Raw genomic sequence first — 16,916 nt, forward strand, 5'->3', positions numbered from 1 at the left:
TCTTACTTAAATTCCGTCACCGTCGGTATGTAAACCACATTCACGTTGTCCACCACCAAAGCGTGTCTCTTCTTCAGTCATACCTAAGGTTAATGGTCTTGTACTATGGACATCACCTACCGACACATAACCTTGATCCCATAATGGATGATACGGTAAGTTATGCTTAGTTAAGTACTGATGAACGTCTTTATTGCTCCAATCAATGATTGGATGCACTTTATAACGACCACGTAATGTACCGACAACACCTAAACCTTGACGATGTTCTGATTGTTGACGTCGAACACCTGAAAACCACGTTTGTGCATTTAGCTCAGTTAAACCACGCTCTAGTGGTTCAACTTTATTACGACGATTATAAGCTTTCAACGCTGCATCCGTCGATGCCCATTCTTCGCCATATTTAGCCATTTGCCACGCAGCACTTTCTTTCGCTTGATACACTTTCAAGTTTAAGTTTAAGCGCTCAGTTAACTGCTCAATAAATTGATACGTTTCTGGAAATAAATGTCCTGTATCAGTTATTAATACAGGAATATTGCTATCCACCTGCGTTAATAAATGCAACATAACTGCCGATTGAATACCAAAGCTTGATGATAACACAAATGCACCTGGCAAGTTTTGCATTGCCCATTCAGCACGTTCTTGCGCTGTTTGTTTTTCAAGTGCAATGTTCCACTGAGCTAATGCTGGATCAGGAAACTCAAGTTCGGTGGCTACTGCTGTTTTAAGCATGATGAAAATCTCTAAAACTAACGATTACTTGCTCAACAATTCCGGCACGAATAACGAAGTCACCAAAAGCTTCACCTTCGTTACGCTCAGCAGCCCAACGAGCACTGAGGTCATCGATTTCACTTAATACACCGGCTTCATCAACGTTCTCTTTATAAAGCTTAGGTACACGAGAACCTGCTAAATCACTGCCTAAATACATGTTGTATTTACCTGGACCTTTACCAACAAGACCAATTTCAGCAAGCATCGCTCGTCCACAGCCATTTGGACAACCCGTAACACGTAAAATAATGCTATCGTCTTGCAAACCATTTTTAGTCAGAATTTTTTCCACATCATCTACTAAACCAGGTAAATAACGCTCTGCTTCAGCCATCGCTAATGGACACGTTGGAAAGGCAACACATGCCATAGAGCTTTTACGTTGCTTAGAAACACCATCATTAATTAGGCCATGATCACGTGCTAACTGTTCAATAATTGCTTTATCCGCTGCATCTACACCGGCAACAATAAGGTTTTGGTTTGCAGTTAAACGGAAATCACCTTTATGTATTTGTGCTATTTCACGCATACCTGTTTTTAATGCTTTAACATTCGTACCTTCAAAATCAAGAATACGTCCATTCTCAATAAATAAGGTTAAATGATGTTTACCATCAATGCCTTCAACCCAGCCAAAGTTATCACCACGGTGAGTAAATTCATATGAACGTGAATCTGAGAACTTAACACCCGCCCTTCGTTCAACTTCAGCTTTAAATGTATCAACACCAACACGATCTAACGTGTATTTAGTTTTAGCATTTTTGCGGTTAACACGGTTACCCCAGTCACGTTGCGTAGTCACAACAGCAGCTGCAATCGCTAACGTGTGCTCTTTTGGGATAAAACCAAAATCATCAGCACAACGTGGATAAGTCGCATTATCACCATGAGTCATGGCTAAGCCACCACCAACAAGTACGTTGAAACCAATCAACTCACCATTTTCACTAATAGCGACAAAATTCAAATCATTGGCATGAACATCAATATCGTTATTTGGTGGAATTACAACCGTTGTTTTAAATTTACGTGGTAAGTAATTACTACCTAAAATAGGCTCTATTTCTTCATCTTCAGTAGTTTCAACACGCTCTTCATCCAACCAAATTTCAGCATAAGCACGCGTTTTTGGTAACAAATGTTCACTGATCTTTGTTGCCCATTCATACGCTTCTTGGTGTAATGAAGACTCAACCGGGTTAGATGTACAAAGCACGTTACGGTTAACATCACCAGCCGTTGCAATTGAATCTAAACCGACACTATTTAATGTTTGATGCATTAACTTAATGTTTGGCTTTAATACTCCGTGAAACTGAAACGTTTGACGTGTAGTTAAACGAATACTGCCGTATGAAGTGTAGTCATCAGCAAATTTATCAATCGCTAACCATTGGCTTGGCTTGATAATACCGCCAGGTAAACGCGCACGAAGCATAACATTATGTAATGGCTCTAACTTTTGTTTCTGACGCTCAGCACGAATATCACGGTCGTCTTGTTGATACATTCCATGAGTACGTATCAACTGGAAGTTATCGCTAGTAAAGCCACCAGTAATTCTATCTTGTAGATCTTCTACAATTGTACCTCTAAGGTAATCGCTTTCCGCTTTTAAGCGTTCGTTATCAGCCTGCTTACCTTCAACAATTAGTACAGGGTTTTCAACTTTTGTGAAATCGTTGCTCATTAGTAAACATCCTTCTGGTAACGCTTATTAGATCTAAGTGATTTTAAGTAATCTTCGGCTTGTTCTGTGCTTAATTTGCCATGCTCTGCAATAATTTCTATCAAGGTTTGATGAACATCTTTCGCCATACGGTTAGCATCGCCACAAATATATAAATGTGCACCACGCTCTAACCAAGCAAAAACATCGCTAGCTTGTTCTTTTAATCTATCTTGTACGTAGATTTTTTCTGCTTGGTCACGAGAAAAAGCAACATCCATACGTGTAAGTAAGCCAGATTTTAAATAGTTCTGCCATTCAACTTGATATAAGAAGTCTTGTGTGAATGTTTGATCACCAAAGAACATCCAGTTATCGCCCGTAGCATCACGCGCTTCACGCGCCTGCATGAAAGCTCTAAATGGTGCGACACCTGTACCTGGGCCAATCATAATTACTGGCGTGTCATCAGACTCTGGTAAACGGAAGTTGTCATTATGCTCAACAAAAACACGTACTTTTTGGCCTTCTTCTAAACGATTCGCTAAGAAGCCTGAAGCACCACCAGTACGACTTTCACCATTAGCATCAAAATTAACGACACCAACAGTTAAATGAACTTCTGCTTCAACTTCAGCTTGTGCTGAGGCGATAGAATATAAACGTGGCGTAATTTTACGTAATGCATCAACAAAGGTTTGTGCATCAACATCCGCCTTAGCTATTTTCACTACATCAATAATTTGATGTTCGCCGGCAAATTCACGCGCTGAATTTTTATCGCTTGCAACTTCTGTTAACTTAGCGTCTTTAGACTGTAGAGCCCAAAATTCAATAAACGCAGGCGCTGTTTGTGTAATTTCTAATTGACTGATTAAGGCATTCTTTAAGGTAAACTCTTGTACTTCACCTGATACTTTTAGCGACACTTTCTCATCGCCTGAGAAACTAAGTTCACTCAATAAGTTATCAACAAGTGCTTCATCATTTTCAAACCATACACCTAACGCATCACCTACTTGATAAGTTAAGCCAGATTCGCCTAAGTCAATTTCTATGTGACGGACATCTTTAGCTGAGTCGCGGCCAGTAATTTTTTGACTTAATGAAAACTCTGCCGCTAATGGGTTTTGTTTAGAGTATTGACTTGCAGCCCCCGCTGTTGGCAAGTTATCAAAGCCACCAAGACTTGCAGTAGTCGTTGTAGCTGGTTGAGTAAACTCGTCTTTTAATGATTCAATAATGCTTGAAGTCCAAGCTTCACAATCACTATCGTAATCAACATCACAATCGACACGAGGAGCAAGTTGCTTAGCACCGAGAGCCTGTAAACGTTCGTCGAAATCTTTACCTGTTTGACAGAAAAATTCGTAACTGCTATCACCTAACGCTAATACGCTATAGCTTAAGTTAGGTAATTTAGGTGCTTTTTTACCTAATAAAAATTCATGGAATTCAATAGCGTCGTCAGGTGCTTCACCTTCACCATTCGTACTGGCAACAATTAATAGGTGAGTTTCATTTTTTAATGATGACTTAGCTTTATAGTCAGCAGTATTTTTTAATACCACAGAAATGCCGGCTGCTTTAGCGCTAGCGGCAAGTTTACTCGCCACACCTTTAGCATTACCAGTTTGTGAAGCATATAAAATAGTTAAGGTTTTCGCGGCAACAGCAGCCAATGGCGCTACCGGTGAAATCTGTGCGTTTGCACCTTGCTCACTTTTTGCAGCTAAATAACCACTTGCCCAAGCAAGTTGTAATGACGAATAACCAGATGTAGCTTGTTGTAGTAAAACAAGTTGATTCGCATCAAGTGAACTTGATACTGTATTTGAATTTTGCTGCTCTTGTGGCATAAGAATATTCACCCATAACAATATATGAGTAAATGATAGTCAAAAACAAATAAAACTAAAAAGAATAGATAGACGTTTATTATTCCAAAAAAGAATATAAGAATAGTAAAAGTTAATAGAACCTGAAACTAAGTCAGGCTCTACATCATTAAGTGCCTTTATTTATTACTAGAAGTGAATTATTGCACCTGCAAATACACCATCAAAAGTTAAATTAGAATATAAATCGTCTATATCATTTAAGTCTAATTGAACGTTACGATAGCCTAAAGTTACATCAAAATCGATTGCAAGATTATCAAGTACTGAATAACTAATACCTACTTGATAATCATGTACACTACTGCTGTCATATGAAACAAAATTGCCTTCAGCAAACACATTAAAGCCAGTAAAAGGTAAACCAACAATCGTTTTAACATAAAATAAAGGTAAAATACCAGACACTGAAAGTTGGCTATTTGTTGGCGTAGTCACGCCATTGGCTGTAACATCACCAACAATATTAATCTGACTATCTAAATCACGAACTGTAAGACCAAAATCAAAAGTTAACAGGTCATTATCAAATACTTCGTAGTAAAAAGTATAATCAATATAGCTAGCATCAAACGTCGTCGCTAAATTTGTATTGCCATCATAAACAACATTGTCAAATTCAAAGCTGCCACTAAAATTGGCATCACCTAATGTATCAAGGGTGGTTGATACCAATTTAATATTAGGAATTAAAGGAATTGGGTGTTCAAGCGCAACAAAGTAACTTCCTTGATTTTGATCTTTAAACTGAGCAGCCGCCTGCTCTGTATCTCCCTCACCAAATGAACCTTCAGCTTGGCTTACCCATACTTGACCACCGATATAAAGCCCTAATAATGTATCCGCTTTTACACTAGTAGCACAAAGCACTGTCGCCAAACAGGTTGCTATGGTTGCTTTTTTCATTCTTATTACCCTTTTCTTAGTAGTTCATTTAAATCAATTAATGCTGCATTGGCACGCGAAATATAATTAGCCATAACTAAAGAGTGGTTAGCAAGCACACCAAAGCCATCGCCATTTAAAACCATAGGACTCCAAAGAGTTTGCTGACTAGCTTCTAATTCACGAATAATTTGTTGCAGGCTAATCGTTGCATTTTTATTTTTTAGCACACTTTCAAAATCAATTTCTATTGCTTTTAAAAAGTGAAGTAATGCCCATGCAGCACCACGCGACTCATAAAAAACATCATCAAGTTTCCACCAACTGGTTCTTACTTGCGAGTGATTGCTTTCATAGCTCGATTGTCTTGCTTCATTATCACCCGCTAGGTCAGTATTAATTTTTTCTTTGCCAACACTCGCGCTTAGTCTTTGAGAGTAGCTACCTAAGCGTTTTTGAACTTCGTCTAAATATGAGGTTAGATTATCAGCACGCGCATAAAACTGAGCATGGTCATCTTTAATTTTACTCAAACCAACTAATGCATTTCTATATAGGTGTAAACTTTCAATTGCTTTTCTATATTCTGACTCTGCACTTGGCATCGCCCAACTTTTATTATCAATATTAAATTGAGGTTGCGCTTTTTGAATATGAATGTTTTCCAAAGACTGTGATTGCGAGCGACTAAAATCTTTACGCAGCACCAATGCCATATCGCGCACCATTTCTAATACACCAAATTCCCATGCTGGCATATTATCTAGAAATAAGCCTGGTGGTAATGCATCGTTAGAGATATAACCACCGGGTTTATCTAAAATACTGGTCGCTACCTTAATCAACGTGGTGGTGGTGGTATAACCAACAACAGGTACTACATTATCTGCCTTTGCCGATATCGTTACTTCTTCTTTAACATCAAAAGATTCAACACTGAAACTCCAATACACACCAATAAAATAAAAAAGTAAGAAAATACCCGCTGTTATATAGCCAACGTTTTTAGCTGAAAAATTTGTTTTCATTTTTTACTCCTAATGATGATGCTTATGCATTTTTAACATTGTTTTTTGTGCTGCTTTTTCTTGAACAGGACTATAAACAGGTACTTCCATAGTCACAGATACATTATTAGAAAAATGTAATGTTAACTCAACCTGTTCCTTGGGGTTTAACGGTGTTGCAACATCAAAAATCATCAAATGCAAACCAGAGGGTTGTAACTTCACTCGTGCTTTTGACTCAATAGCAAGTGAATCAAGTTTACGCATACGCATCATACCATCAGTCATAATATGCTGATGTATTTCAATACGAGGTGAAATATCACTGCTAACACTTAATAGAGAAACCGTGCTGTCGCTTTGATTTTCAATTTCCATATAAGATGATGATATTGAAGTTCCAGGGATGGTGGCACGTATATATGCCTGTTCAACCACTAGGGTTGAATTTTTATCTTCTGGTATAAGGTTCGCCGCACTTAAAAAGCTCATCAAACCACAGACTAGTAATAAACAAAATAAATAAATATTTTTCATTTGATGCTATACATCCTTTTTGATAACCCTTAAGGTTTAACTTTATCACTCTTAGCAAAGTAACAAAATGACTGACTTCATTATAACCAAAGAAAACAATGGTGTATTTATTATTATTTTAAATCGTTTTGAGAAAAAAAACGCTCTAAATAAGGTAATGTATCAAGAGCTTTGCCAACACTTTGACTATGCTAAAAAGAGTGAGAAAATCAACTGCATTTTAATTCGCGGCAATGAAAAATGCTTTTGTGCCGGCAATGATCTACAAGACTTTATTGAGAACGCTAAAGGTGATGCGCTTGTAGCCCTCGATTTTGTCAAAACCCTCAGTGAGTTTAATAAACCAATTATTGCCGCAGTAGCAGGTGATGCTGTTGGCATTGGCACAACATTACTACTACATTGCGACATGGTTATTGCAGCAAATAACGCCAAATTCAAACTCCCTTTTACACAGTTAGGTTTATGCCCAGAAGCCGGTTCTAGCTTCTTATTAACACGATTAATTGGTCAAAATCGTGCCTTTGAATTAATGGTACTTGGTAACACTTTTTCAGCTGAGCAAGCATTAGAATATGGTATAGCTAATCAAATTTGTTCACCTGACGAGCTATTATCAATAAGTGAAAAAATTGCAAATACCATCGCAAACCTGCCAAGCGATGCAGTAATGACAAGCAGAAAACTTATTCGCCAAGCGAGTCAATCGCAATTATCACAAGTCATAGAAAACGAAGGTCAAGAATTCTCACGCTTAGTTAACACACCTGAATGCAAGGCTATTTTAGGAAAATTCTTTAACTAACCTTGGCTTGCTTCTTAACTGCTTTCTTAATTTTTTTTGCTAAAGATTTAACTTGCTCTTCTAGCTCATCATCATCTTGATATTCCACTTTTGCAATAACATCTTTAGCTTTGTCAGGTTGATTATTATTCAAGTAAAGTTGAGCTAAACGATATCTTCCCCATTGCTGATATTGATCAGCCTGCAAAGCAAACATCTGCTCTAAAGCGATGATACCCGCTTGAATTTCTTCGCCTGAATTAACCGCAATCTTACCTAACTGATACAAAACATGTTGTTTTTCTTGTGCTGATTCAGCATATTCTAATGCCTTATTCAGTGCTACACGTGCCTCTTTCCACAGCATACTATTTTCTTTAGCTTGCCCACTATAAACACTACCCTGAGTAAAATAAATTTCAACACTATTAGGGGTAATAGCTAAACCATCCGCAATAGCTTTTTCAGCTAAATCACTTTTGCCTTGTTGCCAGTAAACTTTCGCTAAATTTGCATAGCCCTTTTCAGAGTCTAGGGTTAGCAATGTTTTTGCATAAGCTAAGCCTTTTTCAATATCACCACCAGCAATGCTTGGCGCACCTAAGTGAAAGCCAATAAGCCCCTCTAATGTTTCAATATGCTCAGGATTTAAACTTAAAGCATGCTCCCATGACTCTAATGCTTCACTTGCATAGCTTAATTTAGAAAAAATACTAACTTTTTGCGCCATCACAATCGCGCTACGACCAAAATAATAATAAACCTCAGCATTATCTTTATTGTCTTCACTTAATGCTTCTAACAATTCATAGGAATCTTCTGTGTTATCTTCTCGAAAGAGTATTCGGCTATGTAAAATTTTTCCTGATATCGTATTTTTTTCTACTTTTGTTAAATTAGAAAAACGCTCTTTTGCTACGACAATTTTTCCTGCTTCAAGTGCTTCTATTACACCCTGTTCACTATTATCACTCGCGAATAACGAAAAATTAATACCTAAAACTAAGGTAGTGAGTACTAGGCTCTTTAACATAGGTAAACGTTTTTTCCGTTGTTGCATGATTATTCCTTGTGTGAAAATGCTTTTTAAACTTTTTATTGAGCCTTAGTATATTGTTTTCCTGAATGATTTCTAGTCATTAACCATATAATTGTAGCAATAAGTAGAATCGGCCAAAAAACACCTACCGCGACCATAATTAACGAACCTACAATTAAAAGACCAGCAAAAATCAATGAACCAAACACACTTAACACTATTGCTAACGCAATTAACACTAAAATAACGGTAGCCACAGCTGAAACTCCTATTGCTTTTAATGGCTCAATTAGTTCGCCATCCATGTACACATTAATATCAAGTAGCTCTAAAAAACTCACACCTAACACATAGGTTAAAAATAAGGTTGCGAATATTGCTAATAATAACGATTTAAAAAATGTCATTGTGTATCCTCTTTTTATGCTCTAGAAAACGCAAACGTTATCTATATTTGCTTTCAGGTAACAGAACACTTGCAACGACATAGGCAACACCAGTTGCAAAAGGAAATAAGATCAGTGCCCCAAGAGTCGCTATACGCACAGCAATACGAGGAAAATCATAATGCTTTGCAATACCAGCACACACACCTGATACTTTTTTATGAACACTATCTTTAGTCAACGTGTCATCTATGTTTTGATTGTTTGAGAACTCTCTTTCATACTTCATGCGTTTATTCCTTTATTATTTGATTTGTTATACAGGGCAATTAGTGTCAACCTATAACAACTTTACCGATTCCAACTGCCCTATAGCTATTTATTTTTTAGCTTAGTCGCTACTCTTATAACGACTAAGCAGCTGATAATTTTTGTTTGATTTTTGCAAGTTCTTGAGTGATCGCTTCTTCTTTCTCCATGTCAGCAAATTGAGCATCTAAACTTTGCCCTTCTTTACTTGCTGCCATTAAATCATAAGCTTCTACTTGCGCTTCGGCTCTATCTATCTTTTGCTGATAACGTTCGAATTTACTCATAGCTTCATCAATATTATAAATTGCAGCGTTTTCACGAACCTTTAATCGAACATGTACTGACTCTTGACGTAGCGTAAATGCTTCTTGACGACGTCGTGCTTCTGATAGTTTTTCTTGTAAACGTGCAGCATCTTCTTGTACTTTTATTGAAAACTCAGCGAATGCATCACTTTCTTGCTGAAGGGAATTAAGTTCATTTTGATACTTATGCTTTTGTGCCAATGCTGACTTAGCAAGATCTTCTCTATCTTTTGCAATAGCCAATTCAGCTTTACTTTGCCACTGTTCCACACTGTCTTCTGCAAATTTTACTCTACGTTTATGCGTTTTTTGTTCAGCAATATTTTTTGCTGCCGTTGCGCGCACTTCAACTAAAGTCTCTTCCATTTCTTGAATAATTAAGCGAATCATTTTTTCAGGATGCTCAGCTTTATCAAGCATACTATTTAAATTAGCGTTAACAATATCGGTAAAACGTGTAAATAATCCCATGACTTCTCTCCTACTATTTCAGTATATTAATATCAGTTGTTGAAACATTTTCTAGCTGGCTTACCGGCTGTTCATCTTTAGTGCTTTCTTCTTCTGTTAACCAAGCGATAGATTTTTCAATTGATTCATCAAAAGAAAAACTTACGCTAAGGCGATTAACTTCCTCCATGATAGATTCTTGTAATTGCACGGTTAGATCGCTCATCACCTTTTGTCCTTGTACCATTACCATTTCACTTAATGACTTTTCGATACTAGCCGAGTCTGTTGCACTTGCATTTACGCTAAAAGCTGCGCCTAAAGTAATTAATAAAGCAACGGTAATAGCGCTACGGTTAAAATGTTTCATGTCGAAATTCCTTCTTATGTTTTGTGTAATTGTTAAGTAAACCTAGTTCAGGTTAAATAATGTTATTAAGACCTAACTGTATTTTTAATTACTGCCAGGTTGTATTCATGTATTAACTATTACAAGTGCCGTGCCAAATGATAAAAAAACAACAAACTACTGATTTAAAAGAAATAAATAAAAATCGCTACAATCCAGTGAAGATCGCGACATAATATGTCAAACTAAAAAATAGTTAAATTGACCTCATCGTTAGTTAAATTGACCAACGACTTACCTAATAATTAATCCAATAATTTCCACGATGATTTTTAGCCGTAAAAAGATCAACTATTACGACAAGACAAGTGAATGTTAAGCCAGAGAAGTAAGTGCTTTTAAAACTGATGAAGTAAAAAGATTTTAAGAAAGGTAAGAGATTGTAGGTATACAGAAAATACGGACAAGTATAATAATGGGGAAAACTTCACCCTACTGATCAAAGTGAGTGATCAGTAGAGCATAAATAAATTATCGGTTTACTCAGGTAGCACAACTTTAGCAAATGCCTGTTTCAAACTATCACCGTTAGCATTGGCATTGCTAGAACAGTCACTTAAATCACGACGGAACTGTCGAGCGCCCGCTAAACCATTACACATTCCTAACATATGTCGTAATACATGCCATGCTCTATTACTACCATGTTCAGGCGTTATGCTAATGTATGTATCGATATAATCAGCCATAGCATTGATAACTTGCTCACGAGAAATAATTGGTTTATCAACCCCGTAAATTTGCTGATCAACCTCAGACAAGAGATAAGGACTACTATATATTTCGCGCCCTATCATTACGCCATCAACATGTTGTAAGTGTTCTTTGGTTTCAGTTAACGATTTAATACCACCGTTAATTGAAATATTTAAATTAGGGAAGTCTTGTTTAATTTGATAAACACGCTCGTAATCTAAAGGTGGAACATCACGATTCTGCTTAGGACTTAATCCCGTTAGCCATGCTTTTCTTGCGTGTATAATAAAGTGATTACAATCGGCTTTCGCCACTTCATCAATAAAAGTATGTAAAAACTCATAAGAATCTAAGTCATCAATGCCAATTCGTGACTTTACAGTAACAGGGATATTAGTCGCATTCTGCATTTCGTTAACACAATCCCCCACAAGCGTCGGCTCAGCCATTAAACAAGCACCGAAGCGTCCATTTTGTACGCGGTCAGACGGACAACCAACATTAATGTTAATTTCATCGTAACCATACTGCTCTGCGATTTTAGCGCATTCCGTCATATCTTTAACGTTACTGCCACCTAATTGCAGCACCAATGGATGCTCTGCCTCGTTATAAGAAAGATAATCACCTCGACCATGTAAAATAGCCCCAGTGGTCACCATTTCAGTATAAAGCACGGTATGTGCCGACAAAACACGATAAAAATAACGACAATGACGATCAGTCCAATCGAGCATGGGTGCTACAGATAGCTTGTGATCTAACATATTACTTTACTCTCAGAAGAATTAGTTGGGGTAGAATAGTTCATAAATAAAATATCGCTATATTTATACCCTTTCTCAATTTGGTATACCCCAATAGAATGATGGTATTCAATACTAATACCTATTCTTTAAAAATGGAGGCGTAGTATACAATGAATCTAGAACCTTCATCAAACAACTTACAGTAAAGCTGATATGTAGAAGACACTGGTAGTCTTTTAACAAAGAAGTTAACCTGTATTTAATTAAGTTTCGCTAAAGTAATGACTGTAAAAATTTTATCATTTAGCGACACGTTATATTCTAATAAGTAGGTACTCAGTTGAATAAGATATCAGATAAAAACCTCAAGACTATTGTGTATACAGTAGCAGCGTTAATCGCCTTTGCTGCGAATTCAGTTTTAGGGCGAATGGCTTTAAAAGACAGCGCTATTGATGCCTCAAGCTTTACAGCAATTCGTCTGGTATCAGGCGCAGTAATGTTATTCGTTTTATATATTTTATTTAATATGAAATCAAAAAAACAAAACAATACACAACTAACAAAGGGAGGTAGTTGGAAAGCGGCACTGATGCTATTTACTTACGCTATCACTTTTTCATTGGCGTATGTCTCTTTAGATACAGGTACAGGCGCGCTGGTATTATTTGGTGCTGTTCAGCTTACCATGATCATTGCGAGTATCATTTCAGGGAATAAATTACATAAAACCGAATGGATCGGCATTATTGTTTCTTTTTCTGGTTTAGCCTATTTAATTTATCCAACCGTTACAACACCTAGCGTATTTGGCTTTGTGTTAATGGGAATATCAGGTGTGGCTTGGGGAATTTACACGTTAACGGGCCGCGGCTCTATTACTCCACTACGAGATACTACGGTTAATTTTAGCTACACTATCCCGTTTGTTGTAATACTGGCATTTGTGATGTTTCCTCATATACAAATTTCTACTGAAGGAATTATTTTAGCGATATTATCCGGAGCGGCGGCTTCAGCGCTTGGCTATACACTTTGGTATATTGCTTTAGCAGGTTTATCTGCTACGGAAGCAGCTGTAGTACAATTATCTGTGCCAGTTATAGCCTCTATTGGTGGTGTTATATTTTTATCTGAATCGGTAACTATGCGGCTGATTATTGCTTGTGCCCTCGTTTTAGGCGGTATAGCAACCGTTATTATTGGTAGAAATAAAGTTTAATGGAAATTGTGTAAAACATACTCAATAAATAGCCTTACACGCAGTGGCATATTATTGCGATCGCGATAAAGCATAGAAAACGCGCGATCTTTACTCTGCCACTGAGGAAGAATGCGCTTTATATCACCTGACTCTATTAAAGGTAATGCTAAATAATCAGGTAAATAACTGATACCGAGCCCAGCTTTAACTGCATGTGTAACCATTTGAATTTCATCTACTTCTAAACGAACAGATTTATTAGGATGGTAATCAAACTCCTCATTTGTTTCTTGATTTTGTAATCGCCAAGGTATCAAAGGATAACTGATAATAGTTGCGTGATTGGATAACTGTTCAGGGTGAGTAATATCATCAGCGATATAGTTGGCGTGAGCACATAAAATATTGTGGGTGTACTTTAATGGTCTCACAATCCAGTTTTCAAGTGCCGGATTGCCCATTCTAAATGCCACATCAATACCCTGCTCTTCTATATCAATTAATTTGTTTGAAAACCGCAAATCTAATTGAATTTCGGGGTTTTCCTGCAAGAAATCATAAAAAATAGGTCGTAAGAATTGTGTGCCCGAATAAATAGGCGCTGTAACTCTTATTTTTCCTTTGGCTTGATGTTTATCTTTATGGAGATCGTGATCAATGTCATCAAGTTCATCAAATAAAGCACTAGAGCGTAAAAAATATTGTTCCCCTGTATGGGTTAATGTTACCCGATGTGCATCGCGGTTTAATAACCTTAATTGCAAATCGGATTCTAACTGCTTTATTCGCCTGCTTAGAGTTGATAGAGGCATATCAAGACTAATTGCAGCATCTTTAAAGCTCGCTAACTTTGCTACGGCACAAAAACAGCGCAAATCATCAAGAGAAAAATTAGCTTTCACTACGTCCTACTACCTTTACTTTTATTATCACATTTTTAGGTATCTGAACCCGATATAGCTTCAATATTGACAATTTCGCTACGGTTTAACGTAATTTTAAATCGCTGAATATTCTCACCATCATGATCGACATTGCGAAGAATCAGGTTAATTTGATATCGTCGTTCAACGGCCTGACTTGATATTTTTTGCCCTTCTAAATTATATAAACGGCCAGCCCCTTTTTTCAAAAAGCGAACAAATGGTGTTAAATTAAAAAACACTTGCTGCTGTATTTCATCAAAACCGGGCAAAAATTCTTTAGACAATACTTTATTATCACACCTAAAGTGCAGTAAACGCGCAGCTTGTTTATTTTGTTGCCGACGTTGTTGAAGTAATTCATTCACGCCTTTGGGCAAATCTTTGGTATTGATATATTCTAGCCATAATATCTGACTTAAAATGCGCTTTTGGTTAACACTATGACGAAATAAGTTTTGCCATTTGGGTCGGCCTTTTTGTATTTTACGCCAAATTAAACTGGTAACATCTTCTTTAAATGTTTCTCGTAAGCCATAAATAACGCCTAAAAAAGCAATTAACGCAACGGTTACTTCTGTAAAACTTGAACGAGCATTAAGAACTAATACCATCACAAACGCCATAATCACAGCGGTAACAGTACCTCGAACTAAACGTTTTAAATGTAAATCCAAATAACGAGTTTTCTTTTGAAATACAATACCGTACTCAATTAAACGCTGTAATAACCTCATTTTATTGGTAATACGATTCGGATCTTCGAGTGTTACTTGAGAGTTATATTTACATTCGATACGGTAAGCATTCTCTCCGCGGCAAAAAGCAAATAAATACTCTCGTTCAGCCGTAAATTCACTACTTTTTGGACCTTTAGACAGTAATTTTAAGAATGACTGCTCAATATGCCAACTTAAGTAATTATCGGCATTCTCAAAAAAAGAACTTAGCTTAGTATCAGAGGGGGTATAGCGACGTAACTTTTTCACTAAACCTGCGATTTGATCTGCTACTTCAATAGCTGCGGGATAAAACTCTTCTGCATTTTTCAATTTCAAGGTTTGTTTGATGTCAGTATCAAGCGCTATTTTTAACTGATAAGAGTATAAATTCAGGTTCAAGCGATAGTCGCTCTGACCATCATCTTCGCCTTCAAAACGTTGACTGATAAAACGACTTCGCACTAAAGGGAGATGCACTTGATCTGAATGATAAGCACTATGGCTTGTAATATTGCTATAGAAATAATCTTCAGCGTTTAAAGTGCTTGGACTTATGCCCATTTCAACAGGTAATGAAAAATAAAGATCAATACGCTGTAACGCCTGTGGCGACAGCTGATGACTGATTTTAATAGATAAATTCTCATCTTGAGATAATTTAATTTTCTTCACTCTTTAATACTTCTCTTGATAATAATATTACTAACGTTTTATCCCTTTTATTTAAATCATACTAACCTTAATACTTCAGATAAAGCAAAGGCTTAATTCAAAACTTATATTTTAATAAATATCTTATGTTGATAAAGCTTCAACGACACGAACCAAAATAAAATCACATGCGACAATGCAAACAAAAATGACGCTAATGTAGGTTCAGCAAAAAGCTTATATTGTTCATATAACCAACGATACAAACTACTATCTCCTACAGGTATTATCAAATAAGTCGTTACGAATACAAATGACAATACATAAACAAACAAAGGATTTGTGCCGTACACAAGTAACGGCGACACTAGTTTTTCATGACCTTTTATATCAATTAACCAAATAAATATGGCTAATAAAAGACATGCAAATCCGGTCGTATATATTACATATGAACTCGTCCATAATGGTTTATTAATAGGCAGTACAAGATGCCACAAAGCGCCAAGCCCTATCGCAAGACTACCAATAATAATAAGTTTAATAACACTCGATTTTTTCTCTTTAATACTGGTTAAATAACGTGTTAATTCAAACCCTAGCAACATATTCACTACTGCAGGAATAGTACTCAGCAGGCCTTCAGGGTCAAAACTAACATCACGCATCGTATACATATGATTGGCACCTAAGATAGCTAAATCGAACTGTCGAATAATATTCCCCTCTAGCGTTAAACCTGCCTCTCCTACGCTTACCAATAAGCCCCAGTAAGCAAGCAAAATAACTCCTGAGATAATAAAAATACCACGACGATTTAACAATAAAACTAAACTGGCGGCTATCACATATGCTATGCCAATCCGTTGCAATACCCCCATAATTCGTAAATCTTCCAGTGGCGTATCAAAAGGTATTACATTTAGCATAAAACCAATAAAGAACATGATAAAGCCACGTTTAAGGATCTTTAAAAATTGTTCTGAATTCGCAGTAAAATCACTTTTTTTAAAAGAGAAAAACATCGCTGAGCCGATAATAAACAAGAAAAATGGAAACACTAAATCTGTTGGCGTAGCACCATGCCAATCTGCATGTAAAAGTGGTGCATAAACATGTCCCCAAGTACCAGGCGTGTTAACTAAAATCATTAAGGCAATCGTAATACCTCTAAAAGCATCAAGAGCAAGATATCGAGTCATAAATCAAAATCCTAAAGTAGTTAAAGTAAAGTTTGTCTCAAATGACAACGCTATCATTTAGTTAATGTAAATGATCATCATGGTTTTGGCTAATTAAATACTTAATACAAACTTGAGCTAAGGTTAGTTCTTAATTTAATGGCGATAAAGAGCTTGCATCGTTCAAGTTTACCTTTATAAGGTATAGGCTAAGCGAGTCTAATATTTAATCTAACATCACCATAAATCGCCAAAAGTGGCTATGTTTACTTTCGAATAATCGATTAATATAAATAAATAGTCCAGTTTGATTTACA

17 protein-coding genes are annotated in these 16,916 nt (G+C 36.6%); 2 read left to right on the plus strand and 15 right to left on the minus strand.

Annotated elements, in window-relative coordinates; genetic code table 11:
* Window positions 1-6: 6 nt before the first annotated feature.
* The 6 genes from Q4496_RS03715 to Q4496_RS03740 all read right to left on the minus strand — a co-directional run bounded on the left by Q4496_RS03715 (window position 7) and on the right by Q4496_RS03740 (window position 6,788).
* On the minus strand, window positions 7-741 hold the full coding sequence (locus Q4496_RS03715; protein WP_303609958.1) for a phosphoadenylyl-sulfate reductase: 735 nt from the start codon (window positions 739-741) through the stop codon (window positions 7-9).
* Window positions 734-2,482: an assimilatory sulfite reductase (NADPH) hemoprotein subunit gene (cysI, locus tag Q4496_RS03720; RefSeq protein ID WP_303609959.1), complete on the minus strand. Its 1,749-nt coding sequence runs from the start codon at window positions 2,480-2,482 to the stop codon at window positions 734-736. Before cysI ends, Q4496_RS03715 begins: the two co-directional genes overlap by 8 nt.
* The gene (locus tag Q4496_RS03725; protein WP_303609960.1) at window positions 2,482-4,320 is read right to left on the minus strand and encodes an assimilatory sulfite reductase (NADPH) flavoprotein subunit; all 1,839 of its coding nucleotides are present in this window, start codon (window positions 4,318-4,320) and stop codon (window positions 2,482-2,484) included. The genes cysI and Q4496_RS03725 overlap by 1 nt, the downstream gene beginning before the upstream one ends.
* A gap of 168 nt (window positions 4,321-4,488) precedes the next feature.
* Complete coding sequence (locus Q4496_RS03730) at window positions 4,489-5,265, minus strand: TIGR04219 family outer membrane beta-barrel protein (protein WP_215972156.1); 777 nt, start codon at window positions 5,263-5,265, stop codon at window positions 4,489-4,491.
* Between the two features lie 5 nt (window positions 5,266-5,270).
* Window positions 5,271-6,272, minus strand: coding sequence for a DUF2333 family protein (locus tag Q4496_RS03735; RefSeq protein WP_215972157.1), 1,002 nt, complete (start codon window positions 6,270-6,272; stop codon window positions 5,271-5,273).
* 9 nt (window positions 6,273-6,281) lie between these two features.
* Window positions 6,282-6,788 carry a copper chaperone PCu(A)C gene (locus Q4496_RS03740; RefSeq protein ID WP_215972158.1) on the minus strand — a complete coding sequence of 169 codons (507 nt, stop codon included), beginning with the start codon at window positions 6,786-6,788 and terminating at the stop codon, window positions 6,282-6,284.
* 67 nt (window positions 6,789-6,855) lie between these two features.
* Here Q4496_RS03740 and Q4496_RS03745 point away from each other — a divergent pair, with 67 nt between their 5' ends.
* The gene (locus tag Q4496_RS03745; RefSeq protein ID WP_303602087.1) at window positions 6,856-7,593 is read left to right on the plus strand and encodes an enoyl-CoA hydratase-related protein; all 738 of its coding nucleotides are present in this window, start codon (window positions 6,856-6,858) and stop codon (window positions 7,591-7,593) included.
* Here the strand turns inward: Q4496_RS03745 and Q4496_RS03750 are convergent.
* The 6 genes from Q4496_RS03750 to dusA form a co-directional block, all read right to left on the minus strand.
* Window positions 7,586-8,632, minus strand: a complete 1,047-nt coding sequence (locus Q4496_RS03750) for a lipopolysaccharide assembly protein LapB (protein WP_303609961.1) — start codon at window positions 8,630-8,632, stop codon at window positions 7,586-7,588. The two genes, Q4496_RS03745 and Q4496_RS03750, sit on opposite strands and share 8 nt — an antisense overlap.
* A 35-nt stretch (window positions 8,633-8,667) precedes the next feature.
* Window positions 8,668-9,018, minus strand: coding sequence for a hypothetical protein (locus Q4496_RS03755; RefSeq protein ID WP_303609962.1), 351 nt, complete (start codon window positions 9,016-9,018; stop codon window positions 8,668-8,670).
* Window positions 9,019-9,055: 37 nt separating this feature from the next.
* Window positions 9,056-9,286: a PspC domain-containing protein gene (locus Q4496_RS03760; RefSeq protein WP_215972162.1), complete on the minus strand. Its 231-nt coding sequence runs from the start codon at window positions 9,284-9,286 to the stop codon at window positions 9,056-9,058.
* Between the two features lie 124 nt (window positions 9,287-9,410).
* Window positions 9,411-10,085, minus strand: coding sequence for a phage shock protein PspA (gene pspA, locus Q4496_RS03765; RefSeq protein WP_303609963.1), 675 nt, complete (start codon window positions 10,083-10,085; stop codon window positions 9,411-9,413).
* A gap of 13 nt (window positions 10,086-10,098) precedes the next feature.
* Window positions 10,099-10,434: a hypothetical protein gene (locus tag Q4496_RS03770; RefSeq protein WP_303609964.1), complete on the minus strand. Its 336-nt coding sequence runs from the start codon at window positions 10,432-10,434 to the stop codon at window positions 10,099-10,101.
* A gap of 518 nt (window positions 10,435-10,952) precedes the next feature.
* The gene (gene dusA / locus Q4496_RS03775; RefSeq protein ID WP_303609965.1) at window positions 10,953-11,936 is read right to left on the minus strand and encodes a tRNA dihydrouridine(20/20a) synthase DusA; all 984 of its coding nucleotides are present in this window, start codon (window positions 11,934-11,936) and stop codon (window positions 10,953-10,955) included.
* 322 nt (window positions 11,937-12,258) lie between these two features.
* On the opposite strand from dusA, the gene Q4496_RS03780 reads away from it, so the two are divergent.
* Window positions 12,259-13,140, plus strand: a complete 882-nt coding sequence (locus Q4496_RS03780; protein ID WP_215972166.1) for a DMT family transporter — start codon at window positions 12,259-12,261, stop codon at window positions 13,138-13,140.
* On the opposite strand, the gene Q4496_RS03785 is transcribed toward Q4496_RS03780, so the two are convergent.
* The 3 genes from Q4496_RS03785 to Q4496_RS03795 all read right to left on the minus strand — a co-directional run bounded on the left by Q4496_RS03785 (window position 13,137) and on the right by Q4496_RS03795 (window position 16,620).
* Entirely contained in the window at window positions 13,137-14,024 is an 888-nt protein-coding gene (locus Q4496_RS03785; RefSeq protein ID WP_215972167.1) for a LysR family transcriptional regulator, read from the minus strand. The genes Q4496_RS03780 and Q4496_RS03785 overlap by 4 nt on opposite strands.
* Before the next feature lie 35 nt (window positions 14,025-14,059).
* The gene (locus Q4496_RS03790) at window positions 14,060-15,439 is read right to left on the minus strand and encodes a hypothetical protein (protein WP_215972168.1); all 1,380 of its coding nucleotides are present in this window, start codon (window positions 15,437-15,439) and stop codon (window positions 14,060-14,062) included.
* A gap of 104 nt (window positions 15,440-15,543) precedes the next feature.
* On the minus strand, window positions 15,544-16,620 hold the full coding sequence (locus Q4496_RS03795) for an acyltransferase family protein (RefSeq protein ID WP_215972169.1): 1,077 nt from the start codon (window positions 16,618-16,620) through the stop codon (window positions 15,544-15,546).
* Window positions 16,621-16,916 lie beyond the last annotated feature (296 nt).

The sequence above is a fragment of the Colwellia sp. 5_MG-2023 genome (assembly GCF_030547795.1).
Classification (GTDB): Bacteria; Pseudomonadota; Gammaproteobacteria; order Enterobacterales; family Alteromonadaceae; genus Colwellia.